Here is a 21,286-nt window from a genome sequence, read left to right on the forward strand (position 1 = left end):
CAAGCTGCCAGAGCGTCAGAACGAGATTCGAGGAGGACGGGCGCGTATCTGTCGCAGGCATTTCCCTCCAAATGATGTTTCCTGGCAGGGGTTGAGCTTGGACTCTCTGAACGACCTTCGCTAGGGAGCTCCTACCGTTCGTTTTGATGGTGGTTCAGGGGATGACTTCGGTGCTCAGATAAATGGTCACCTCGAAGGCCGTCGCCTTCTCGACATCGATTTTGAGTGCTGTGGGTAGGCCATTGGATGCGAGGTTGATGCCGTACCCGGCATCGTTAGCGCCTTTGCAATCACCGCCGGCACCGGATCCGATTTTCGCTGTGCCAGCGTAGAGCTCAAAGGAGAATTTAGACGCCGAGGCACAGGAGACGAAGACGGCGAGGCTTTTGGTGTCTGTCCGCGTTGAAGGCAAAGGAAGGGTGGTGTTGCCGATTCCTTCGGCTATGAACGGTTTTCGCGTCAGGTCCGTGAAGCCTGGGGCGTCGTCTGGGGATTTTGCAAAGTGAGCTGCGAGGCTTGGGATTTTGACAGGTGCCGGGTCGCTGATTGAGATGCTGCTGCAGCCGGATAGACCAATTGCGGCTAGGAGCGCGGTGCACGCGACGGCCACGATTTTCTGCATGATCCCCCGGATGGTCGGCGCCCTGCCATGGGCTGTGGTCGGAATCCTACTGATGCTGTTCAGCAAATTGTTCGCGCGATGGGGTAGCACCCCCCGGCCGATGTCCGTCTACCGACGGAAGCGGCCAGTAGCATCGCGACCCTAGATTTGCCAGATGAATCAACGGGCGATGATCACAATTTCAGGTGTCGGCACTGTTGCCGCCTACTCCTCTCTCATGACCCTTCAAGCACTCGTTCTGGACCCGCTTGCAGCCGTCCCGGGTCGATCTCTCCGGCAAATTCATGCTCATCTGCTGGCCAGCGGGATGAACGTCACGAGTGACAACGTAAGCGTCATCGTGAGCGCTTCGATCGGTGTCGCGCTGTCGGTCACGGTCGCCGCGGTCGCTATCAATCGTCGCCTGTCATCCGTTCTCATGGCCGTCTTGTTTCTCAGCATCGTCGCGCTTGGTGCTTTAGTCACATTTGGTAGCGGCTTCGCTCTTGGAATGGACATTGCCGATTCCTATGGAGGTGGAGGTGGGAGTCACACGGTTTGGGCCCCTGTTCTCTACGGGACCAGTTTCCTTGCGTTCCTCGCCCTCGTGGCCGTACTGGCAGTGAGGCTGCTTCGCGGACGAAGCGCACAAGGCTTGGCAAAATCTTGACTTCCATACCGATGCGCTGGAGGCATTTTGTGGCCTGACCGATCAAGGCCTGAACATCATGCGAGCTCGGTGCCAAGCAAGGTTTCATGGCCGGGAACGACTCCGATCGATGGCCCTCATTGGGCCCAGATTCACTCCTTGACCATGTCGTCCCCGGAAGCGGAACCCTTATCGTTCGTTTCGGTCAACGACGGGATGGGCCTCATCTGGATGGGGTCGATCTCGAATAGCCATCACCCTGTACAGGACGCCGAGAACCAGAGCGGTTACGGCCACCGTGACGCCGGCTACACGCAACCCACCGGCGTTGCCAGTCCCAGCCACGATGCCAATAACTAGAAGCAGAGCTGCGACGACGACAGGGGCCCACCTTTGTCGGGGGCTACGTCCGCAGCGACGGACAAGCCACCTGTCAGACATACCGGGACAATACGTGCCTCTAGGCTGGCGTACCCGCGCGAACTAGACAGTGCTCACCGTTCGGGAGTGTGACCCTCACGGAACGGGTGACGACCAAACCCTTGGAAGACCCGCCGGTTTTTGGGTGTGTTCTGTGATCGCTAGATGGCGGGGTGGCTATACGCGACGACCGAAGCCGCACGAGCCGCAGTGCGTCGTCTCGGTCACCACGGGTTCGATCCTAAGATCCCCGTAAGGCCGGTAACCCATGTTGCAGCGAGGATCGATCCTACGACGAAGACGAATGCCCCTACGGTGAACGCTGCATTGGCCCACACGAGCCGGTAGGAGTAGAAATCATCCCGTGTTCCCCGGGCGCGACGGAAGAGATAGACGAATGGCGTGGCCCAGATCGCGTGCTGTGAGAGACCGTGGCTGAAGCCTCGCCGGTCGAGTTCTTCGAGGTCGCGCCGCGCGGTAAGCAGATTGGCCCCCGCGACTGCGACTAGGACAAGCAGCAGCTCAGCCCAGGAGAGACCACCGGCTATCGCGGCCAGGCCCGTGATGATCATCATCAAGACGAGTGGCGACGCGGCGATGAACCACCCATGCCGCGTTCTACTTGAGGCTAGGGTGCGGGGCCGTCGCGGCGCTAAGTCGTTCGTGCCGACCGATACTTCAAGCGGCGGCGGGGCGGCTGCCGCCCATGCGCGGACGGCCGGAGAATCCATATCCATGTGAAGCTCGTCCAGGACGTTCTGGCTCGAGCCTTCTCAACTGGCTGTTTGCAACGTTGTGTGGGGAGTGCGCCGAAACCAGGCCGCGCGAAGAGTGGGCGAAACCCAGACGGTTCCCGCCGTCATCGCCAGGATGACGGGAATGGGCCACAGTTGCGATCCAACGCCCCAGATGGCGTAGATCATCGAATTCAGTTGTACCGGCTGGGTGGTGGAGTCGATACCCGCGAGCACGGAACCTGTCCAGAACAGGCCGAGCGCAATCCCACCGGTAAAGCCACTAGCAAGCAAAATTACGAAACCGTGGACAGTCGTGGGGCCCTGACGAAGGAACGCGGCCGCCACACACGCGACGGCAACGACGACAGTCTCGATGATGGCGCCGTGCACGGCGACATTCAGCAGCCCATAACCGAAGTTCGAGGGGCCGGTGGCGAGGTGGAGGAGTGCCACGGCGAACAAGACGGCATCGACAGCGGCCCCCAAGATCGCGAGCACCACGAGAGACCGGCAAAGGTAGCTGGGGTTGATTCGCATATCCCGACGATACGGGCGGACGAAGACGCGAGCACATCCCAGTTCAGGGCTCAATAAAGGCTCGCGGAGGAACCCTCGCCGTTCGTCCGCCCCGGTCAGCCGTCCGGCGTTCTAGACCGGTGCTTTGAACGCTGTTGGTCTCGATGCCCCGAGAGGGGGCTGGTGGCAGTAGGTGCCCGCTTATAGCCTCGCGGAAAGGAGGGGGCCATGGAGTACTGCTTCCAACCGCATTCAAAGGCGGTCGAGATTCGCGCATATGTGCGTGGGGTTCACCCTTATGCCGTCCGGGATCTCGCTCGATGGATCCATGCATCCGGGGGCCCGATCGATCGGATGGATGCATCGATCGGCAGTTTGGATGTTTTGAAAGAGTGGGTGGCCGGCTTTGTGACGGCGGGGATGCCCGGCCTTCCAGAGGACCCCGACATTGTTCGCTTCAGCCGATTCGAGCATTTCGACTGGATCGACGCGGACGTTATGGACCCAGGGTTCGATCTGAACGGCTACGAAGCCGCCGTTCGCGACGCGCGGAGGCTCATTCATCTCGATGAGACGCTCGAGCACTACTTCTTCGAAGTCGCCAAGCGGATCGATTCTGACGTCATCTGGGACTTCGATGACGAACACGGCCGAATCCCCGATCACAACCTTCACAGACCATCAATCACGTTCGAGAGCCACAAGGGACCGTTCTTCCTCCATTCTGTCCCACGTCTTCTTCCCGCTCGCGCAGCTGCACGAAGGCCCGTAAAGGCACCGTCGGAAGCATTCCGCGATCAGCTCGCTGACCTGGGACCGATCGAGACGCAGCCCGAGGGCCCCAGCGTCCTTGCGCCGCTGGTGGATCCCGGCCGGAAACCAATGGTGGAGCGGCCTGCGCTCCCTCTCATTCGGGAGCCCGAGCCGGCACCGCCGGTACGGAACTGGCCGCAAGACACCAAGGTTCTGGTGGCACGAGGTGCCCATGCTCTCGATCCCGCGACTCTCACGCCCCTTGACGCCGATGCGTTCGCTCGGGGGCTCCGGCATGCTGGGTTTGACATTCCCTCGCAGGCGGACAAAAGCGCAAGCGGTCTTGCCAGCGGCGTGCGGGTTTCGCATGCGTTCGGTTACGTCTACGTGACTCCGCGCTGGCACGAGGGAAGGCTGCGAGGGTTCTTGGTCGAAAGCTCTCGGGGCCGCGGGTGCGGCTGGTCGCATGCTCTTGCGCTGCTGTTTCAAGAAGTGGGCCGCGACGGTTTCGACCTGACGACACCCACCGATTTGTGGCTCGACCGCCCTGAGATGGAACGGGATCTCGCGTTTTCGCCGAGCCTCCCGTCGACCCGATTTCCTGATGTCACGTCGATCACCGTCGCGGATCGCTGGCCGAAACTGGGTCTCAGATGGGCCACTGGCCGGCCTCTCCCACGTGAGCGCGTGGCTACTGCGCTCTTCAACGCCGGTCTCGTTGCCCAAGAGCCTAGGTTGGTGGATGAAGACGGGGTTCGGCATTACACATCCAGGGTCGGCTCCACAACGGCGACAGTCCGTGTCCGCGATGGGTTCCCTATCGTGGTCCGTGTGCGGCGGGGTGACGAAGGCGGAAGCTTCTGGAACGATGCGCTGGCGGAGATGATCCTCCTGGCCGACGACACTGATGTCCTCTCCTTCCCGCCGATCGTGCCGGCTCGATCGCGACCCGAGATGCACCACCTTCGACTGCTTCTTCCTACGCTTCAAAAACGGGACGCATGGCGAGGTCCGGGCGATGTGCTTGTCTTGATCGACGGCTCGGCGATGACTCTACGTCCAGAGGAGCTGCCTCGGATGTCGGCCGAGGCCATCGTGAGCACGCTGTCATCGTGGCACCTCAGCCGGGCCGGGAGACCGCTGATCGCGGCCGACCTCGTCGACGGTGCGCGATTCACTACCCTCGACTCATACCGCAGTTGGACAGTGACCGTCGGTGCTCGAGCGGGCCGGGTCCGGGCCGTCACGATGGAGCTTGACTCCGGGAACCTAGAAATCTGGCGCGAGACAGCGCCATGGGTAGGGCAAGCAGCCCGTGACAACGGGCTCCGCTTCGTGTTGCTGCAATCGGCCCCGTTCGGCCGGGAGTGGAAGCAAGCATTCGAGGGGCACATCGAGGTCGTCGGGGCCTCAGACGCACCAGCGCCTCGGCCGATGACGCTCGCCATGCCCGCGCCACTGGCAGGGCAATGGCGGCCGATGCCGACAGGAAAGGTGGCCGCGGCGCTACGGCGCGCCGGGTTCCGTGCCAACGATGGATCCCAGCTCCGCGTCGCCGACCTAGTCCACGACGTCGTCCTGACGACGAACGAGCTCGATGCTGAAGCATTGGTTGTCGCGATCGGCGGAAAGATCCGCTGTGTCCGGATTAGGACGGCGGGACAGACGCTCGGCCAGTGGGTGCAGTTCTACCAGGAACTCCACGCGGCAGCCGAAGGCATGGGTGCCCACTTCGTTGCCAGTGATCAAAGCCCGGGCGCTACGCCTATCTGAGACCCGGGGCTCGATTCATCCTCGGTTGCAACCTGCCGCGAGAAAAAGCAGCTCTGAAGGGTATAGCTCAGGTCCACCCATTGACATGGGCGGCTCAAGTCCACCCCGCGCAAGGCGGACCGTCATCGTGCGCGGAGGGGAACGCTCTTCGTGCGCGCCGAGCGACGCCCCGAGGAAACGTCGGTGGCGCGGCGTGCGTCTAACTTGTGGTCATGTGGGCACGGGCAAATATTTGGACAATCGAACACAACGATCTTGAGTCGGTCGAGCCGCCACAACCGACCCCTACCGTTCGCTTGCGGCCAGGAGTTCCTTATAGAGCCGGCGAAGATCTCTGGCGCCCTGGCCGTAGTCGAGAACAGTCGTAGCGACGGTCGGTCTCCAACTCGCCTCAACCTGGGTCCAACTCCCTTGTCCGGGTGTGAAGCTGAGCTCGATTACGCCAGCCCACACTCGCCAGTTGAACCCCACGGTAAGAGTGGCCGCGGCGGCGGTCGCGGCCTTGAGCTTGAAGCGCCTCGATGTGCGGACCACCTCGGAGATCAATGCGGGCAGTGACTCGCGAGGTGTCGCAATAGGGAAGGTGGCCGAGCTTCGCGCCCGCGAACTCGACACCATCAAATCGTGTTCCATGCCATCACTCTCCTCCGGAATCGCCATGATCCGATGATCCTCGAGACCTCCATCGGATAGGAGCGAAACCCGGACCCCCATCGCGCAGCTCGGCTAGCGTTCTCGAAGGAACCCTGACCGTTCTGCACTTGACACGGCGAAACCGGCGTTCAGAGAGGGAAGGCGATCGCATATCGGCGCCGAGCGTCCCGAGCTCGGACAGCCGTAGGCAGGGGGATGCACGTTAACCCCGCACGGTGACGATGAACGCAGAGGGGCGACTACTGCAACCAAGTTCTCAGCCTTGAACTCGGGCATCTGCAATGCCCCGCGGGCGCTGCCTGAACCCACTCCGAAAAGCAGAGTCTCCGATCCTGGCGCTAGTGGCAGCTTGCGCGCGGTGGTCAACTGCAGCGGTAGCTCGAGACCGTCACCCGACCAGTGAACGGCGAGGTCGCCTCTGCTCGCTCCTCAAGCCGGGCAGAACGGCATCTCGTCCGCCGTGCGCAGCGAAGACACTCGGATCGTGAGACGTGCGTCACTCGACTTCGGATGCACGATCAGGCAGCCGAAGTCGGAATCGGACGCAGGATCCGGATCCGCGACCTGGCACGTCTCCTCCTTGCCGGCAGCAAAGGGGAGCGTCGCACGTCCGCCCGGCGCCAGAGCGTCGATATTGTTGCTCACACAGACGAGCCCGACGGTATGCGCCGAATCGTTCACGAACGTCACGGCAGTCTGCGCGTCGAAGGCGCCGATCTCTTCGAGCCCTGCCACAGCGCCGCCGACGACGACGGCCGCGCTGACGAGACCGATGACGAGTGCCTTCCAATGCCTCACGTTCTCAAGCTAGGAGGGTTCCGCAGCACGCGAATCGGTAGAAGGGACGAAACTCGCGCCAAATCGTGTCCCGTGCGAGCTAAGGAGACCAGTCGAGAAGTCCTCGCGCGTGGCACGACGACGACCTCCCGGCCCGAGCGACATGCTGGAACCATGAACGCACCAGGCCTCCCCGAACCGGTCGCCCGACGACTGGACTCCTTCGCGCGCGACCATCGGCGGATCGCACCCGACGCTCTGACCCGTCTCCTCGTCACGGGGTCCGCCATTGCGGGGGACTGGTGGCCGGGAACGAGCGACATCGACGTCGTCTTCGTCGTCGACCGCCCCTTGACCGAAACCGAACTCGACACACTCCGCATCCTTCATGCCGAGACGATCCCCGACGGACCGATCGACGGCATCTACCTCACCGAGGAGCAGCTCGCCGGCCCCCCGGACGACCTCGGCGCAGCGATCCAGGTCGTCGAAGGAAAGCTGACGCCCGACCTGCCGGGCTCACAACTTACGTGGATCACCTGGCGGGAGATGGAGACCGGAGTCGAGACCGAAGTGACGGACACGGGCATACACGCGTGGAGCGCATCCCGCCGTCGATGGCGCGGTTCTGTGGAAGGGTCGCAGGGTTTCTCTCGGCAGAACCTCCTCGACTACTGGGCCCCTCTCGGCTCGTCGGCCCGCGAGCAGCTCAAAGCCCGGCAGGACGACGTACCGGTCGCGGCATCGTCCGTCGTCTGGCTCGCTCTCGGTCCGCCTCGGCTGCTCGTCACCATCACGACGGGGGAGATCGTCTCCAAGAGCGCGGCAGCGACCTTCGCCGCGAACCGGTGGCCTGAGTTCTCCGACCTGCTGCTTCGCGCTGTCGCGTCCCGCGCCGGCGACCAGATCACCTTCACAGCGGGGGATGCACGCTCCGCCGTCGCCCTCCTCGAGAAGTGCGTCGCTGCCGCGGCCCCGCCCGAACACCGCCGACTCGCCGATACGCTCGACGGGTGACAACGCAGACGAGGCCCGGTTCGCGGCCGGAGGTGTCGACGGACGGCCCGCAGACGCAACTGACCCAGATGTCGTCCCCGGAAATGTGGGGCCGGCTCGTCGCAGCGGTCTTCGAGATCCCGGCGACACGCGAGGGGCACAGCCAGGTGTCGCCCGGCTCCTCGCGAGCGGCGTTTCTCGACGACCTGCCCGAGGAGCTCGCCCCCGAGACGTCGCTCGCGCCGGGCCAGCGCCTCGAGCCGGTGCATCTTCACGGCGTGCACGACACGAGCCTGCATCTGTGCATCCCACCGGAGCGGGGCCGGGAACTCACCGAGCTCGGCTGGGCCGAGCCGCACCAATACGAGGACTTTGGCACGGAGTTCTTGATCTACGGCCCGCGAGACGACGCCGAGCTCGACATCGTTCTCGGATTCGTTCACGAGAGCCTGGCGTTCGCTCGCGCCTCGCGTCCTGCTGGCAGCTGAGCGGCCGGCCTCGGTCGCGGCACGGGAAGACGCGCGATTTCACGGATAACGCGCTGAGTGAATCGCGCGTCTTCCGTGAAATCGCGCGTCGTGCCCACAACCTCCGAAACTCAACCAGCACCCGCGTGACCCTGCTCGACCCGGCGTAGGGAGTAGCGCTGCGGGTAACGAACCACCGACCGCGTCAGCGCGCCTCGACAGCACCCTTCAGCTTCGCGAGCCCCTTGTCGAAGTCGCCGCCGATCATCTTGTCCATGTTGACGAACACGCGCATCACCTTGGCCATCAGGTTCTGTGGGCTCGTCATGGTCCAGACCAGCCGTGTCGAATCGTCTTCCGCGGAGAGGCGGAATTCGACCTTGCTCGACGATTTGAACGGCGCGGTGAAGGTCAGGTCGACGTCGATCTCGGTCGGAGCGATGCGCGTGACGGCCATCGTTCCAGCCCCGGCCTTGCGGTTGCCGCTCCAGGCGTAGCTGGAGCCGACTTCGCCTTGGACACCGCCGTAGGTCCGCTTCATGCTCGAATCCTGACCCTCCCACGGCGACCAGTCGACCCAGCGACGCAGGTCGGCGAGGAATGGGATGATCTCGGCGGCGGGCGCCTCGATGACGATCGAACGTTCGATAGTGCTCGTGTCGGCCATGGCACGACAGTAGTGGTGCCCCTCAGCTCTGGGAAGAGCCCGCAAGCGACCCTCGCGCACCACGATGTCATCGGATGCGCCTGCCATGGTTGGCACAATGGCGGGGGATGCAATCGTTGCCTACCGTTGTCGACATGACACCGACCACGCCAGCTCACCCCGCCCAGCCCGCCGCCCACGGCCATCACCACGAGCGCCCCGGCCACGGCGATCGCCCCGGGCACGGTCCGGCTCCGGAGAACGACACCGACCTCGCCGAGCTCCTCGACCTCGACGCGCAGCACGCCGCGCCCGTTCTGGCAGCAGCCCTCGATGCCGCGGCGGCCGCGCTGGGGCATGCACCTCGAGAAGTGGTCGACCTCGGAGCGGGGACCGGCACGGGCACTCTCGCGCTGGCCGCTCGTTTCAGTGGAGCACGCGTTCACGCTCTCGACGCCTCGGCCGGGATGATCGAGCGGATCCGTGCATCCGCCGCTCTCTCGGGGTTGTCGGAACGAATCGAGACGCACCTCGTCGACCTCGACACCGATTGGCCGGCCGCCGTGCCGCACGAAGTCGACATGGCCTGGGCGGCGCTGTCGCTTCATCACACGAGCGACCCGTCACGCGTTCTGCGGCAGGTGTTCGACGTGCTGCGCCCTGGGGGAGTCGTCGTCGCGACCGAGTTCAGTGGGGCGACCACGTATTCGCCGGCCGATCTCGGAACGGGGAGCTCCGATCTTGGCGGACGGGTCGTCTCGGCACTCGCGACCCGAGGATATCCCGTGACCGCAGAGTGGACGGAGGCTCTCGTGGCCGCCGGCTTCAGCGACGTCTCCCGACACGAGGCGACGGTGGCGGTGTCGTCGCGGACGGCTGCCGGGGCCCGGTTCCTCGAGCTCCAGTTGCAGCGCAACCGCGAGCTGCTCGGGGACGAGCTCGGGGCCGACGACCTCGCAGGGTTGGATGCGGCGATCGCGGGGCTCGGGGCGGGCGCGTCTTCCGTCGACCACACCTCGGGCCGTGTGTTCTGGGTCGCGGTACGCCCCTGAGTTCACCGCCTCGGAAAAGGCCTGAGCTCGTGCAAAAACGCCGCAGCAGCGGCCACGAGGTCGACCGGCTCGAAGGGCAGGTCGATCCGTGTGTCGCTGTCCCACCAATCGGGTTCCGTGTCGGTGGCCGGCTGGTCCGCCTCGTAGGCGAGGAACACGCGAAGAAGAAGGGCCGTGGTCGTCCCTGTCGCCAGCGCGAAACCCAGATGGGGTTCGGAAAACGTGAGTTGCGGCTCCGGGTCCGAACCCCACTGGGGACGCGGCCCGTCGGGAATCCGGGTGGCTCCTCCCCGGAGCCAGTGCGCCAGCATCTGAGCCTCACCCGCGAGAAGGCAACTGAAAGTGACCTCCCACGAAGCGGCGCCCTGGCGAGCCCGGATTCGAATCACGAGCCACTCGTCGGTATCCGGATCGGTCGGCCCCGTGGCGCTCTCGTAACCCAGCGGAGTGACCTCGACGAAATCCTCCGACTCGCGACTGCGAAGCATCATCCTTCGAGCGTAGGTGCTGCCCTGTGGCGGCCCGACCGTCACCGTCGTGCCGGCTGCCCGTGACCGGGTGAGGTCACCGGAAAGCACGGCGATCGTTCAGGCCTTTCCGCCATTCCCGAAGCGGTCGGACGTGATCACTCGCAGATCGGGGCCGTCGAGCTGACCGTAGTCATCCGAGCCCGGCAGCCTTCGGCACGACTCCCGGGAGGAGTCGTTCGGTTCGCGAGCCGTTGTCGTTGTCGGTGAATTCACGACGCCGGACAATGGCCGCAGCCGGGGAGCCGTTGTCCTCTGCGGTGAATTCACCACACAGGACAATCACCGCAACCGGGAGCCGTTGTCGTTTTCGGTGAATTCACGCCGAGCGACAACGGCCCGGGAGAGAAGTCGCCCCCGCGGACGGCGGATCGGCGGGGCTGGCGCGATCGGCGGGGCCGGCGGGTGAGGCGACGCGGATCGGCCGTGGTGCCGGTGCCGCGGACATGGCTCCGTGGCCGAAGCGCGTCGGGTCGCGCAAACGAGGGCGAGAACGGGGGATGCAGCCGACCGCGGTGTTCGCAGTTGCCGAGGCCGTGCATCCCGCGCACCATGGGCCCATGACGAAGTACCTGATCTCCTTTCCGAGCGAAGCCATGGTCGTGACCCCTGAGGAGTTGCCGCAGGTCGCCGCCGACTCGCACGCGGTGATCGCCGAGGCCAAGGCTGCAGGTGTGTACGTGTTCGGCGGCGGCATCGACGAAGCCGTCGAACCCGTCGTGGTGGCGGCCGACGGCGCAGTGTCGCCGGGCACCTATCCGGGGTCGGAGTTCCGCGGCGGGTTCACGGTCCTCGAGCTGCCGAATCGCGCGACGGCCGAGGACTGGGCGCGGAGGATCGCCGTCTCGTGCCGCTGCTCGCAGGAGCTGCGCGAGTTCATGTTCGACCCCGAGAGCTAGCCGGCAGCGCCGACAGCACCCCCGACGGCACCCCCGACCGCATCCCCGACGGCGGGGGCGCCGGACGAGTCGCCGGACGGGTCGCCCGCGAACCGATCGGTGGCCTCGATCAGCGCGTCGAGGATGCCCGGCTCGTCGAAAGCGTGCCCCGCGTCGTCGATCATGCGGAACTCCGCGGACGGCAGGGCTCGGTGCAGATCCCACGCGGTCACGGCGGGCGTGCACAGGTCGTACCGGCCTTGCACGATCACGGTGGGGATCGCGGCCAAGCGCCCTGCGTCGCGGATCAGCTGGTCCGGTTCCAGCCAGCCGTCGTGCATGAAATAGTGGTTCTCGATCCGAGCGAAGGCCAACGCGTAGGTGGGATCGGCGTGGGCGGCGACGAGGTCCGGGCGAGGGAGCAGCGTGATCGAGGCGGCCTCCCAGCTCGCCCAGGCCACCGCGGCCGGGCCGTGAACGGCGGGATCGGGGTCGGCGAGGAGGCGCGCGAAGGCGGGCACGAGCATCCCCCGCTCTCTCGCCTCGGGCGGCACCGGCTCGACGTACTTCTCCCACAGGTCGGGCAGGATGTTCGCTGCCCCGCCCTCGTAGAACCAGTCGATCTCGCTCGGCCGCAGCGTGAAGATGCCGCGGACGACGAGCTCGCTGACACGCTGCGGGTGCGTCTCGGCATAGGCGAGGGCCAGGGCGGACCCCCAGGATCCGCCGAACACCTGCCAGGTGTCGATGCCGAGGTGCTCGCGGAGTCGCTCCATGTCGTCGACGAGAGTCCACGTCGTGTTCGCGGACAGGTCGGTCGCGGGGTCGCCGGCGTGGGGCAGGCTGCGTCCGCAGTTGCGCTGGTCGAACAGGAGGATGCGGTAGCGGGCGGGGTCGAAGAGGCGACGGTGCGCGGGGGAGCATCCCGCCCCGGGGCCGCCATGCAGGAACACGACCGGTTTGCCGGTGGGGGAGCCGCACTCCTCCCAGTAGACCTGCTGCCCGTCACCGACGTCGAGGAGCCCGTGGCGGTTCGGTTCGAGCGGCGGGTAGAGCTGGCGCATCGGGGGCCTTTCGTGAAGGGGACTTGCTGCCGGGCGAGAGGACGGGCACCGCCGGGGAGGGCGGGCACTGCCGTCTCAGTAAACAGTCCTCGGGCGGTCGGTGACGTGAGCGGCGCACCATGGAGGACATGAGTGCACGATTCGCCGCGCGACGCAGGCAGGCGGCCCGCGTCACCGAGGAGATCGAGCGGTGGGCACGGCGCACGAGCGAGATCCGGGCCGCGGCGATCGTCGGCTCGTACGCGCGTGGGCAGGAGCGCATGTCCAGCGATATCGACGTACTCGTTCTGAGCGACGCACCCGACGAGATCGCCGACTCGGCATGGTTCGCGAGTCTGCATCCCGCCGCTCATCTCGTGCGCAGCGGGCGGTGGGGCCCAGTGCACGAGCGACGATTCCGTCTCCGGTCCGGGCTGATCGTCGAACTCGGATTCGCACCCTCGACGTGGGCGGACGTACCGCTCGACGAAGGCACCGCGCGAGTCCTCGGTGACGGCCACCGGATCCTGCACGATGACGGACTGCTGCGGAAGGCCGCTGCCGCCCTCGGCTGAACGGAAACGCCACGGCGGACGTAGGCTCGCGCCATGACAGAGGAGTCGAGGCCACCGGGAAAGACACCGGCGTGGCTGTGGGTGGTCTTCGTGATCGGAATGGGGCTCTTCGGCTACGGCGGCTTCGTGGCCCGGCTCGAGCATCAGCTGTTCGGCATCGTGATCCTGGCCGTGGGGCTGGCGATCGTCGTGACCTTCGTGGCGTTGCGCGGGCGGTACACGGGCATTCGCTGAACCCGCCGAGCCGAAACACACCTCAGCGGCTCGAACCCAAGGGCCTAGGAAGCATGTTCGTGCCGCCGAGGTGTGTCTACGCGGAACGGCGCCAGCCGGTCGGCGCGACCAGCAGAACCTGCAGCGCCGGCCCCACCGCTGCCACGAGCCGATCCGTGTCGGCCGCGACCAGAGCGGGGACGCCGACGATGCGACGGCTCACGATGATCCCGATCAGCATGGACGCCGCGAGCCCGGCCCGGAGGAGGGCGTCGCCGCTGCGACCGGCCATGCCGTGTGACAGCCGCGACTGGATGAACTCGCGGAGCGCAGCCGCAGCCGCCTCGTTCACGACGGCACCTCTGAGCATGGCCATGAGCGGCTCGGACTCGCTGGCTTCGGCGTCCCACGCCTCGAGGTAGGCGCGGACGACCCGTTCTCCGAGGTGCTCGCTCGGGCCTTCGAAGGCCGTGTCGAAGCGCGCCAGGGCCGTGGCCGGAATCGCCATGACCGCAGCGAAGAGGTCGTCCTTCGACCCGAAGAACTGCATGACCTGGGAGGGGTCGACCCCGGCGTCCGTCGCGACGCGACGAATGGTCGTGGCGGCGAAGCCGTCGCTGGCGAAGCGAGCGCGGGCAGCGGCGAGGACACCGTCGCGGGTGCTCGTCGGCCCGCGTCGCCGCCCGACCCGCGGGCTGGTGACCGGAGCAGTTTTCGCCGTCATGCCCCCACTTTAGATGTCCGCTAATGCGACCTCAACGGCTGTTGAGTTTTTTCCGTCGGAGACGTACGCTCGCCACAGCACGAGAGTCCGATGGCGGGCTCACCAGAGCAAGGAGATCGTCATGACCGACACGAAGAGGATCTACGTCCCCTCCACCCCGCTGCCCGCTCCCCGGACGGGCCTCCTGACCCCGTTCGAACCGGGCACCCGCACCCTCGAGGCCGGCTTCCAGGTCGCGCCGCCCTTCAAACCCCTGCCGATCGCCATCGTCTTCGAGAAGGACACCGCCGTCCGCCTGCGCGACGGCGTGACCCTGCACCTCGACGTCTTCCGCCCCGTCGGCGACGGCCCCTTCCCCGTGATCGTCGCCTGGAGCCCGTACGGGAAGGGCCAGGGCACGTCCGTCAGCGTGATGGGCGTCTTCGGCTTGGTCGGGCTCGACAACGGCGTCGTCTCGGGACTGGAGAAATTCGAGGCCCCGGATCCCGCGTACTGGTGCGCCCACGGGTACGCGATCGCGAACGTCGACGTCCGCGGCGTCGTGGACTCGGAGGGCGACAGCGTGCTCTGGGATCGCCAGGAGGGCCGCGACTGCTACGACGTGATCGAATGGCTCGCCGAGCAGCCCTGGTGCGACGGCAAGGTGGGGATGAGCGGTACCTCCTATCTCGCCGTGTCGCAATGGTTCACGGCGGCGGAACAACCGCCGCACCTCGTGGCGATCAACCCGTGGGAGGGCGTCAGCGACGTCTACCGCGACCTCGTCATGCGTGGCGGGATGCCCGACACCGGGTTCGCTCAGCAGCTACAGGACGGCAGCTTCTTCGGCACAAACCAGAAGGAGGACATCCTCTCCGAGGTCGCGGCGTATCCCCTCATGACCGACCTCTGGGAGGACAAGATCCCCGAGTTCGAGAAGATCACCGTGCCGGCCTACGTCGTGGCCAGCTACTCCAACACCCTTCACACGGCCGGTACCTTCCGCGCCTGGCGCCGGATCGCGTCGGAGCAGAAGTGGTTGCGGATCCACAATTCCCAGGAGTGGCCGGACTACTACGACGAGCAGAACGTCGACGACCTCCGCGGCTTCTTCGACCGCTTCCTCAAAGGCGACGACAACGGGTGGGAGCAGACGCCCCGGGTCCGCTATTCGGTGCTCGACCTCGAGGGCGGCGACCGGGTCGCACTCCCGGCGGACTCGTTCCCGCCGGCCGATGCCGTCTCGACGAAGTACTACCTCGACGGCCGCGGCCGATCGTTGTCGACGACGATTCCCAGCAGCGCGGCCGAGGCCTCCTACGCCGTCGAGTCCAACCCGAACGCGGTGTCGTTCCTCACCCGGTTCGACGAGGAGACGGTGCTCGTCGGCTATCCGAAGGCGCACCTGTTCGTCGAGGTACGCGGCTCCGACGACCTCGACCTCTTCGTGCTGGTGCAGAAACTCGACCGCTGGGGTACGCCGCTCCAGGCGTTCACCGTGCCCAACGCGTCGGCGATGGCGCACGACCTCACCGACCACGGCGCGACGATCCTCCGCTACAAGGGATCCGACGGGCGACTCCGGGTGTCCGCCCGGCACCTCGACGAGCACCTCTCGACCGACGATGTGCCCGCCCACACCTTCGACCGGGTCGAGAAGCTGTCCGAGGGGGAGATCGTCGAGATCGACATCGACCTGCTGCCGGTCGGCCTCGCCTTCCACCCGGGCGAACAGCTGCGGTTCGTGGTCAGCTCGCGGAACCTGCTCGGCACGCTCATGCCCGCGATCCGCGAGTACGTCGGCGCGAACTCGGGGCAGCACGTCATCCACACCGGAGGCGTGCATCCCTCGTACCTGCAGTTGCCTCTCCAGGCCGCCGCCCGCCAGAACTGAAGGATCACGATCATGACCACGGAACCCACGACGCAGCAGTCGGTTCGTCTCGCGGGAGACGACAGCGACTCGACCATCGACGGCTACGAGCTGTTCTCCGCGCGACGCGCCCTGGCACTGCTCAAGGACAAGCTCGGGCGGGACGGGATCCTCGAGCTGCTCACCGACGAGATCGCCGAGGGCGAGGCCTTCCTGCGTGACCACCTCGCCCGCTCGGCGGGGGAGGAGACGACCGGCACGACGACGCTTCGAGCACGCGGGATCACGGCGGCGCGGTTCGGGCAGTGGCTCGGCGCCGCGTTCGCCCGCGAGGACGTCATGCTCGCCGGCAACCCGGAGCACTACTCGATCCACGCGGAGCCCGGACAGAACGTCAACATCGTCGAGACCCTCGACCGGTACGTGTGCTCGTTCTTCATGCGGCCGTGGGACGACAGCGCGATCGTCGAACGCGAGCTGTCGGCCGCGACGGACGAGCGGCCCGCCGGGCGTCGCTCGCACATCCTGCTCGCCGACGGAACCGTGGTCGGCTCGATCGCGAACGCGTTCGACGAAGAAGAAGACGGGGGATTCACGGCTCGACTCTCGGTCACCCTGCCCGCGACCTGCGCGCCCGAGGTGGTCGAGCAGCACCTCGAGCACTTCGCCGTGGAGTTCCGCACGTGGATCCTGCGCGCGGCTGCCGAGGTCGCGGCGGGCTAAGGGCGATCCGCGGAGGCGGGTGGAGGTCTGGGCCCGGACGGTGCTAGACCGGGAGCCATGGACGACTCGAGCGACGAAGCCGGCGGCAGCCTGGGGGCCACCCCTCCGCCCCCGCCCGTGGTGATCCCGATCCTGCGCACCTTCCCCGGCCCCGAGGCGCTCCGCTTCTACGTGGACTTCCTGGGGTTCACGGTGGACTGGGAGCACCGCTTCGACGAAGGCCTGCCGCTCTATCAGCAGGTCTCGCTCGAGGGCGCGGTCCTGCATCTCAGCGAACACCACGGCGACGCCACGCCCGGTTCCGCAGTGCGCATCGAGGTCGCGGACGTGGCCGCCTTGCAGAAGCGCCTGGAGGAGAGCCCGATCTACCCGCTGCGGATCGGCCTGTCGCACCAGCCATGGGGCGACGACCTCGAGATCCCCGACCCGTTCGGCAACCGGCTCATCTTCCACACCGCCTCGGGCGCCCGTCGCACGAACACCCCCGGGCGGCACGAACACACCTCCTAGGCGAGGTGTTCGTGCCGCCGCGAGGTGTTCGGTGGTGATCGCCTAGGGTTTCGGCATGGGCACGCTCTCCTGGGACGGCTACCGCAACAACCGTGATCTCGGCGACCTCCCCACCCCTCTCGCACCGAGCGGCGCCACCGTCCTCGGGCGCGTGGCCCGGGGTCCTCGCCGCGAATTCGTAAAGACGCAAGGCTGGTGGGATGCACGGTCCTCGGAGCCCCGCCCGTGAACCGCACCGACCGCCTCTACGCCCTGGTCGAAGAGCTCCGAGCCGTGTCGCCTCGACCTCGGAGTGCCCGGTGGCTCGCCGCCCGCTTCGAGGTCAGCTCCCGCACCATCGAACGCGACCTGACCGCGCTGCAGCAGAGCGGAGTGCCGATCTGGGCGGAGCCGGGCCGCACCGGCGGCTACTGCCTCGATGCCGCGCACACCCTCGCTCCGCTGGGACTCACGGTCGACGAGGCTCTCGCCATGACGGTGGCATTGGGGATGCTCGCCGCCAGTCCGTTCGCCGAGGCCGCCGCTTCGGCGATGCGGAAGGTCCGAGCGGTCACCGACGATCGGAGCCTCGCCGAGAGCATGGCGCTGGCCACGCGCATCCACCTGCTCTCGGACGGTCCCCGCCCTTCGGCCACCCCGGGGGCCCGCGTGCTGGCGGAGGCGCTCCGCACCGGGCAGGTGCTGCGTCTGTCGTATGCGGACCGGAGCGGGGTCGAGACGAGTCGTGAGGTGGAACCGCTCGGGTACGTCGGCCGGGGCTCGCATTGGTATCTGGTCGCATGGTGCCGGACGCGCGAGGCGGTGCGAGCGTTCCGGGGCGACCGGATCGTCGCGGCGACGACGACCGGGGAGAGGCCGCCGCGGCGCGAACTCCGGACCTCGGACATCGACGTCTCCTTTGGAGAGCTGCGGACGCTCGGGCAAGACGTCTAGGAACCGACCTCGAAACACCGACAGGACGGTGTCGCCGACGGATCGCACCATGGGTCTGACGGGCCGCCCCGGCTCGACGAAAGGAACCCCCATGGACTTCGCCTCCATCCGCATCATCACCGACGACATCGACCGCCTCACCGCGTTCTACGAAGAGGTGACGGGCACGACGGCGGCACGGCCGGCACCCGTCTTCGCGGAGATCCGGACGTCGTCGGCCCTCCTCGCCATCGGCAGCACCGCGACGGTCGCGATGCTCGGCGACCGCGCCCCGCAGCCTGGTCGCAACGACTCGGTGATCGTCGAGTTCCTCGTGGAGGACGTCGACGCCGAGTTCGAGCGGCTGCGGTCGTCGCTCGACACCGTCGTGCTGGAGCCGACGACGATGCCCTGGGGCAATCGCTCGGCACTCTTCCGCGATCCCGACGGCACCCTGGTGAACCTGTTCTCGCGGCCTGCCGGGTGATCGACGGTGCGGCGACGGTCGCGGCGCGCCGGTAGCCTCGCCGAATGACCACCGACGTGCGCCCCGGCCGCTACCGCCACTTCAAGGGCAACGATTACGAAGTGGTTCTGCTCGCCCGCGACACCGAGACCGAAGAGCCTGTCGTCGTCTATCAGGCCCTCTACGGCGAGCGAGGACACTGGGTTCGCAGCGTCGCCGATTTCACGGCGCACGTCGTGCGCGACGGCTACGACGGGCCGCGGTTCGCTCGGGTCGAATGAGGGCGTCAGGGGAGTGTGCGTCGGAATTCATGGATCGACTCCGGAGTCGATCACGGACTTGGCGAACACATGTCGCCGGGCATGGGCAGGGCTAGCGTGGTGGCCACCACCCCCTTACGGAAAGCAGCACCCATGCAGATGCAGGACCTCACCGGAAAAGTCGCCGTCATCACCGGCGCGTCGAGCGGGATCGGCGAAGCCACGGCGCGGCTCCTCGTCGAAGAAGGCGTCCATGTCGTCCTCGTGGCTCGACGAGTGGAGCGCCTCGAGGCCCTCGCCGCCGAACTCGGCGACGCGGCCACCGTCGCCCGGCTCGACGTCGCCGACGCCCCCGCGGTCACGGCCCTGTTCGACGAGTTGAAGACCCGCTTCGGCGGGATCGACCTGCTCTTCAACAACGCCGGAATCGGCATCAGCTCGAACTTCGACGACAGCGACCCGGCCGACTGGAAGACGATGATCGACGCCAACTTGTACGGCGTCCTCAACTGCACGCAGGCGGCGATCCCCCTGCTCCGCGGTCGGCCCGGCGCCATGATCAGCACGGTGTCGAGCGTCGGCGGCCGTTTCGGCGCAGCGACCTGGTCGGTCTACAGCGCCACGAAGTTCGCGGTCGTCGGCTTCCACGACGCGCTCCGCCGAGAACTGGGGGAGGAGGGCATCCGCGTCTCCGTCCTCGAGCCCGGTGCCACCTGGTCGGAGTTCGGCGAGAACGTGAGCGACGCGATCCACCAGCGCCGGATCCAGCTCGACGCCCTCCAGTCCGCCGACGTGGCGCAGGCCCTCGTCTTCGCGTTCGCGCAGCCCGCCAACGTGTTGATCCAGGAGATCCTGATGCGCCCGGTCAAGCAGATCGTGCCCTGACCCACCTCACATCGACGCGGGGGATGCACAGTCCGAAGTAGGATGAATTGAAATCGTGTCAGATCGCAGCCTTATTGGCATGATTTTCATTCAGGAGGTCAGGATGGTGCAGCGTTCGTCGCCACGGCGGAAGAAACAGCTCGTCGAATTCGGCGAGAACATTCGCCGTTGGCGTGCCATCAACGGCATGTCCGCTCTCGAACTCGCCGACCGAGCCGCCGTCTCCCGTCAGACGCTGAAGTTGATCGAGACGGGAGAGGGCGGGCGGATCGACTCGCTGTTCGCCATTCTGGGCGCTCTCGGCATCGCTGACACCGCAGTGGCCGGAATCGACCCCTTCCGGAGCGATGCGGCCCGGGCACGCATCGATGACATCCTTCGAAACGGCGGCAAGCTGTGATCGGCAGGGAGGACGTCGAAGTCTGGACGACACGGGCTGGCCTGGATCGACGCGTCGGCACCCTTCGCCCTTCGCTCACGTCGGGCCGGGTGCTGGCCTCGTCGTCGTTCGAATACGATTCCGACTACCTCCGGGACGGCTGGCAGATCTCGCCCGATCTTCCCCTTCGTGCCGGTCGGAAGTACACCGAGGAGAACAGCGTCCTCCCGGGCGCGTTCACTGACGCCGCCCCGGACGACTGGGGGCAAAAACTCATCCGCGCCGACCACGTGCGAAGGCGTCGGCACGACGAAGCCCTTCCAGCGCGCCTCGGTGACTTCGACTATCTGCTCGGCGTCTCCGACCATACGAGAATGGGTGCTCTCCGGTTTCGGACGACCGGCCCGTGGCTCTCCAGCGAAGTCGGTGTGGCCAACCTCCACGACATCCCGAGAATCGTCGATGCTGCCCAGCGGTATGAAGACGACGAGGCGACCGACGAAGACATCGCTTACCTGGGAGATGTGGCGACCTCCCCGGGCGGAGCCCGCCCGAAAGCGAATGTCGTGACAGACGAGGGCACGCTCGCGATAGCCAAGCTGCCGCATTCGAAAGACGGTCGCTTCGACGTCGAGAGATGGGAAGCCGTGGCACTGTCCCTCGCGGGCGCCGCGGGTCTCCGAACTCCGGTCTGGCACCTGGCCGGCCCTGACACAGGACGATCCGTCTTGGTGTCGGAACGCTTCGATCGCAACTCTTCAGGAGAGCGGCTCGGCTTCATGTCAGGGCGAACCGCCCTCGAGCTCGGAGCCCACGACGACGGCTCGCGCAAGACCTATGAGGACTTCGCGGACGCGATCGATCGCTGGAGTGTCGCACCGTCGGCCGACCTCGCGGAGATGTTCGGCCGGATCGCGCTGTCCATTCTCGTCAACAACGTCGACGACCACTGGCGTAACCACGGGTTGCTGCATGACGAGAACGGGTGGCGACTCTCGCCGCTCTTCGATGTGAACCCCAGTCGGCAACGGGGCGTAATCGACTCCCGGGCGGTCAACGACTCCGACGATCCGAGTCACCGGCAGCTCAGCAACCTGCTCACGAGTGCGTCGGTGTTCCGACTCAGCGCCGCATCGGCCCGCGGTGTCCTTCGACGAGTGGCGACAGCGGTCTCGAGTTGGGACCACGTGGCCGGAGATCTCGGAATTGCGGCGACCGAACGCGCTGCCTACGAATCGAGCTTCGATGCCGATCAGCGCGAATGGGCCCTGGCCCTCGACTGACGCTCGGCGGAGCGC

Annotated in this window: 28 protein-coding genes; 19 read left to right on the forward strand and 9 right to left on the reverse strand. The window is 66.5% G+C overall.

Annotated features, from left to right (window positions below; all coding sequences use genetic code 11):
- Nucleotides 1-154 precede the first annotated feature (154 nt).
- A complete protein-coding gene (locus ABEA39_RS04160; RefSeq protein WP_345373519.1) occupies nt 155-622 on the reverse strand; it encodes a hypothetical protein in 468 nt (155 codons plus the stop codon).
- A 154-nt stretch (nt 623-776) separates the two neighbouring features.
- On the opposite strand from ABEA39_RS04160, the gene ABEA39_RS04165 reads away from it, so the two are divergent.
- A complete protein-coding gene (locus ABEA39_RS04165) occupies nt 777-1,271 on the forward strand; it encodes a hypothetical protein (protein WP_345373521.1) in 495 nt (164 codons plus the stop codon).
- Nucleotides 1,272-1,409: 138 nt separating this feature from the next.
- Nucleotides 1,410-1,610, forward strand: a complete 201-nt coding sequence (locus ABEA39_RS04170) for a hypothetical protein (protein WP_345373523.1) — start codon at nt 1,410-1,412, stop codon at nt 1,608-1,610.
- Between the two features lie 284 nt (nt 1,611-1,894).
- Here the strand turns inward: ABEA39_RS04170 and ABEA39_RS04175 are convergent, their stop codons facing one another.
- Complete coding sequence (locus ABEA39_RS04175; RefSeq protein ID WP_345373525.1) at nt 1,895-2,248, reverse strand: hypothetical protein; 354 nt, start codon at nt 2,246-2,248, stop codon at nt 1,895-1,897.
- Nucleotides 2,249-2,443: 195 nt separating this feature from the next.
- Nucleotides 2,444-2,944: a hypothetical protein gene (locus ABEA39_RS04180; protein WP_345373527.1), complete on the reverse strand. Its 501-nt coding sequence runs from the start codon at nt 2,942-2,944 to the stop codon at nt 2,444-2,446.
- 207 nt (nt 2,945-3,151) lie between these two features.
- Between ABEA39_RS04180 and ABEA39_RS04185 the strand changes: the two genes are divergently transcribed.
- The gene (locus ABEA39_RS04185; RefSeq protein WP_345373529.1) at nt 3,152-5,449 is read left to right on the forward strand and encodes a hypothetical protein; all 2,298 of its coding nucleotides are present in this window, start codon (nt 3,152-3,154) and stop codon (nt 5,447-5,449) included.
- A 285-nt stretch (nt 5,450-5,734) separates the two neighbouring features.
- On the opposite strand, the gene ABEA39_RS04190 is transcribed toward ABEA39_RS04185, so the two are convergent.
- Both ABEA39_RS04190 and ABEA39_RS04195 read right to left on the reverse strand, forming a co-directional pair.
- Nucleotides 5,735-6,109, reverse strand: a complete 375-nt coding sequence (locus ABEA39_RS04190) for a hypothetical protein (RefSeq protein WP_345373531.1) — start codon at nt 6,107-6,109, stop codon at nt 5,735-5,737.
- Between the two features lie 423 nt (nt 6,110-6,532).
- Nucleotides 6,533-6,901, reverse strand: a complete 369-nt coding sequence (locus ABEA39_RS04195) for a hypothetical protein (protein WP_345373534.1) — start codon at nt 6,899-6,901, stop codon at nt 6,533-6,535.
- Between the two features lie 153 nt (nt 6,902-7,054).
- Here ABEA39_RS04195 and ABEA39_RS04200 point away from each other — a divergent pair, with 153 nt between their 5' ends.
- Both ABEA39_RS04200 and ABEA39_RS04205 read left to right on the forward strand, forming a co-directional pair.
- The gene (locus tag ABEA39_RS04200) at nt 7,055-7,897 is read left to right on the forward strand and encodes a nucleotidyltransferase domain-containing protein (protein WP_345373536.1); all 843 of its coding nucleotides are present in this window, start codon (nt 7,055-7,057) and stop codon (nt 7,895-7,897) included.
- Nucleotides 7,894-8,364: a luciferase domain-containing protein gene (locus ABEA39_RS04205; RefSeq protein ID WP_345373538.1), complete on the forward strand. Its 471-nt coding sequence runs from the start codon at nt 7,894-7,896 to the stop codon at nt 8,362-8,364. The genes ABEA39_RS04200 and ABEA39_RS04205 overlap by 4 nt, the downstream gene beginning before the upstream one ends.
- Before the next feature lie 184 nt (nt 8,365-8,548).
- Here the strand turns inward: ABEA39_RS04205 and ABEA39_RS04210 are convergent, their stop codons facing one another.
- Nucleotides 8,549-9,010, reverse strand: coding sequence for an SRPBCC family protein (locus ABEA39_RS04210; protein WP_345373540.1), 462 nt, complete (start codon nt 9,008-9,010; stop codon nt 8,549-8,551).
- Nucleotides 9,011-9,144: 134 nt separating this feature from the next.
- On the opposite strand from ABEA39_RS04210, the gene ABEA39_RS04215 reads away from it, so the two are divergent.
- Nucleotides 9,145-10,041: a class I SAM-dependent methyltransferase gene (locus tag ABEA39_RS04215; protein ID WP_345373542.1), complete on the forward strand. Its 897-nt coding sequence runs from the start codon at nt 9,145-9,147 to the stop codon at nt 10,039-10,041.
- Nucleotides 10,042-10,043: 2 nt separating this feature from the next.
- Here ABEA39_RS04215 and ABEA39_RS04220 read toward each other — a convergent pair whose 3' ends face one another.
- Nucleotides 10,044-10,532, reverse strand: a complete 489-nt coding sequence (locus ABEA39_RS04220; RefSeq protein WP_345373544.1) for a WapI family immunity protein — start codon at nt 10,530-10,532, stop codon at nt 10,044-10,046.
- A gap of 596 nt (nt 10,533-11,128) precedes the next feature.
- Between ABEA39_RS04220 and ABEA39_RS04225 the strand changes: the two genes are divergently transcribed.
- A complete protein-coding gene (locus tag ABEA39_RS04225) occupies nt 11,129-11,467 on the forward strand; it encodes a YciI family protein (protein ID WP_345373546.1) in 339 nt (112 codons plus the stop codon).
- Here ABEA39_RS04225 and pip read toward each other — a convergent pair.
- Entirely contained in the window at nt 11,464-12,510 is a 1,047-nt protein-coding gene (gene pip / locus ABEA39_RS04230) for a prolyl aminopeptidase (protein WP_345373548.1), read from the reverse strand. The genes ABEA39_RS04225 and pip overlap by 4 nt on opposite strands.
- Before the next feature lie 128 nt (nt 12,511-12,638).
- Between pip and ABEA39_RS04235 the strand changes: the two genes are divergently transcribed.
- Nucleotides 12,639-13,064, forward strand: coding sequence for a nucleotidyltransferase domain-containing protein (locus tag ABEA39_RS04235; RefSeq protein WP_345373550.1), 426 nt, complete (start codon nt 12,639-12,641; stop codon nt 13,062-13,064).
- Nucleotides 13,065-13,097: 33 nt separating this feature from the next.
- On the forward strand, nt 13,098-13,298 hold the full coding sequence (locus tag ABEA39_RS04240) for a hypothetical protein (RefSeq protein WP_345373552.1): 201 nt from the start codon (nt 13,098-13,100) through the stop codon (nt 13,296-13,298).
- Nucleotides 13,299-13,374: 76 nt separating this feature from the next.
- Here ABEA39_RS04240 and ABEA39_RS04245 read toward each other — a convergent pair whose 3' ends face one another.
- A complete protein-coding gene (locus ABEA39_RS04245; protein WP_345373554.1) occupies nt 13,375-14,001 on the reverse strand; it encodes a TetR/AcrR family transcriptional regulator in 627 nt (208 codons plus the stop codon).
- 121 nt (nt 14,002-14,122) lie between these two features.
- On the opposite strand from ABEA39_RS04245, the gene ABEA39_RS04250 reads away from it, so the two are divergent.
- The 10 genes from ABEA39_RS04250 (at nt 14,123) to ABEA39_RS04295 (ending at nt 21,271) form a co-directional block, all read left to right on the forward strand.
- Complete coding sequence (locus tag ABEA39_RS04250) at nt 14,123-15,874, forward strand: CocE/NonD family hydrolase (protein ID WP_345373556.1); 1,752 nt, start codon at nt 14,123-14,125, stop codon at nt 15,872-15,874.
- 12 nt (nt 15,875-15,886) lie between these two features.
- Nucleotides 15,887-16,576, forward strand: coding sequence for a hypothetical protein (locus tag ABEA39_RS04255; protein ID WP_345373558.1), 690 nt, complete (start codon nt 15,887-15,889; stop codon nt 16,574-16,576).
- Nucleotides 16,577-16,633: 57 nt separating this feature from the next.
- Nucleotides 16,634-17,086: a glyoxalase superfamily protein gene (locus tag ABEA39_RS04260; RefSeq protein WP_345373560.1), complete on the forward strand. Its 453-nt coding sequence runs from the start codon at nt 16,634-16,636 to the stop codon at nt 17,084-17,086.
- A gap of 55 nt (nt 17,087-17,141) precedes the next feature.
- Nucleotides 17,142-17,315, forward strand: coding sequence for a hypothetical protein (locus tag ABEA39_RS04265; RefSeq protein WP_345373562.1), 174 nt, complete (start codon nt 17,142-17,144; stop codon nt 17,313-17,315).
- Entirely contained in the window at nt 17,312-18,019 is a 708-nt protein-coding gene (locus ABEA39_RS04270; protein ID WP_345373564.1) for a helix-turn-helix transcriptional regulator, read from the forward strand. Before ABEA39_RS04265 ends, ABEA39_RS04270 begins: the two co-directional genes overlap by 4 nt.
- 91 nt (nt 18,020-18,110) lie before the next feature.
- Nucleotides 18,111-18,485 carry a VOC family protein gene (locus tag ABEA39_RS04275; RefSeq protein WP_345373567.1) on the forward strand — a complete coding sequence of 125 codons (375 nt, stop codon included), beginning with the start codon at nt 18,111-18,113 and terminating at the stop codon, nt 18,483-18,485.
- Between the two features lie 44 nt (nt 18,486-18,529).
- A complete protein-coding gene (locus ABEA39_RS04280; RefSeq protein WP_345373572.1) occupies nt 18,530-18,745 on the forward strand; it encodes a DUF1653 domain-containing protein in 216 nt (71 codons plus the stop codon).
- A 132-nt stretch (nt 18,746-18,877) separates the two neighbouring features.
- On the forward strand, nt 18,878-19,609 hold the full coding sequence (locus tag ABEA39_RS04285) for an SDR family oxidoreductase (protein WP_345373575.1): 732 nt from the start codon (nt 18,878-18,880) through the stop codon (nt 19,607-19,609).
- 55 nt (nt 19,610-19,664) lie between these two features.
- Nucleotides 19,665-20,009 (forward strand): helix-turn-helix transcriptional regulator, encoded by a 345-nt coding sequence (locus ABEA39_RS04290; RefSeq protein WP_345373577.1) that lies wholly within the window; start codon nt 19,665-19,667, stop codon nt 20,007-20,009.
- Nucleotides 20,006-21,271: a type II toxin-antitoxin system HipA family toxin gene (locus ABEA39_RS04295; RefSeq protein WP_345373580.1), complete on the forward strand. Its 1,266-nt coding sequence runs from the start codon at nt 20,006-20,008 to the stop codon at nt 21,269-21,271. Before ABEA39_RS04290 ends, ABEA39_RS04295 begins: the two co-directional genes overlap by 4 nt.
- The last annotated feature ends 15 nt before the right edge of the window (nt 21,272-21,286 follow it).

Source organism: Frondihabitans cladoniiphilus (genome assembly GCF_039544345.1).
GTDB classification, from domain to species: Bacteria; Actinomycetota; Actinomycetes; order Actinomycetales; family Microbacteriaceae; genus Frondihabitans; species Frondihabitans cladoniiphilus.

Coding starts and splice junctions, on each gene's coding strand:
- ABEA39_RS04160 (WP_345373519.1), bottom strand. CDS start 622: ATGCAGAAAATCGTGGCCGTCGCGTGCACCGCGCTCCTAGCCGCAATT.
- ABEA39_RS04165 (WP_345373521.1), top strand. CDS start 777: ATGAATCAACGGGCGATGATCACAATTTCAGGTGTCGGCACTGTTGCC.
- ABEA39_RS04180 (WP_345373527.1), bottom strand. CDS start 2,944: ATGCGAATCAACCCCAGCTACCTTTGCCGGTCTCTCGTGGTGCTCGCG.
- ABEA39_RS04185 (WP_345373529.1), top strand. CDS start 3,152: ATGGAGTACTGCTTCCAACCGCATTCAAAGGCGGTCGAGATTCGCGCA.
- ABEA39_RS04190 (WP_345373531.1), bottom strand. CDS start 6,109: ATGGCGATTCCGGAGGAGAGTGATGGCATGGAACACGATTTGATGGTG.
- ABEA39_RS04200 (WP_345373536.1), top strand. CDS start 7,055: ATGAACGCACCAGGCCTCCCCGAACCGGTCGCCCGACGACTGGACTCC.
- ABEA39_RS04210 (WP_345373540.1), bottom strand. CDS start 9,010: ATGGCCGACACGAGCACTATCGAACGTTCGATCGTCATCGAGGCGCCC.
- ABEA39_RS04215 (WP_345373542.1), top strand. CDS start 9,145: ATGACACCGACCACGCCAGCTCACCCCGCCCAGCCCGCCGCCCACGGC.
- ABEA39_RS04220 (WP_345373544.1), bottom strand. CDS start 10,532: ATGATGCTTCGCAGTCGCGAGTCGGAGGATTTCGTCGAGGTCACTCCG.
- ABEA39_RS04225 (WP_345373546.1), top strand. CDS start 11,129: ATGACGAAGTACCTGATCTCCTTTCCGAGCGAAGCCATGGTCGTGACC.
- pip (WP_345373548.1), bottom strand. CDS start 12,510: ATGCGCCAGCTCTACCCGCCGCTCGAACCGAACCGCCACGGGCTCCTC.
- ABEA39_RS04235 (WP_345373550.1), top strand. CDS start 12,639: ATGAGTGCACGATTCGCCGCGCGACGCAGGCAGGCGGCCCGCGTCACC.
- ABEA39_RS04240 (WP_345373552.1), top strand. CDS start 13,098: ATGACAGAGGAGTCGAGGCCACCGGGAAAGACACCGGCGTGGCTGTGG.
- ABEA39_RS04245 (WP_345373554.1), bottom strand. CDS start 14,001: ATGACGGCGAAAACTGCTCCGGTCACCAGCCCGCGGGTCGGGCGGCGA.
- ABEA39_RS04250 (WP_345373556.1), top strand. CDS start 14,123: ATGACCGACACGAAGAGGATCTACGTCCCCTCCACCCCGCTGCCCGCT.
- ABEA39_RS04255 (WP_345373558.1), top strand. CDS start 15,887: ATGACCACGGAACCCACGACGCAGCAGTCGGTTCGTCTCGCGGGAGAC.
- ABEA39_RS04260 (WP_345373560.1), top strand. CDS start 16,634: ATGGACGACTCGAGCGACGAAGCCGGCGGCAGCCTGGGGGCCACCCCT.
- ABEA39_RS04265 (WP_345373562.1), top strand. CDS start 17,142: ATGGGCACGCTCTCCTGGGACGGCTACCGCAACAACCGTGATCTCGGC.
- ABEA39_RS04275 (WP_345373567.1), top strand. CDS start 18,111: ATGGACTTCGCCTCCATCCGCATCATCACCGACGACATCGACCGCCTC.
- ABEA39_RS04280 (WP_345373572.1), top strand. CDS start 18,530: ATGACCACCGACGTGCGCCCCGGCCGCTACCGCCACTTCAAGGGCAAC.
- ABEA39_RS04285 (WP_345373575.1), top strand. CDS start 18,878: ATGCAGATGCAGGACCTCACCGGAAAAGTCGCCGTCATCACCGGCGCG.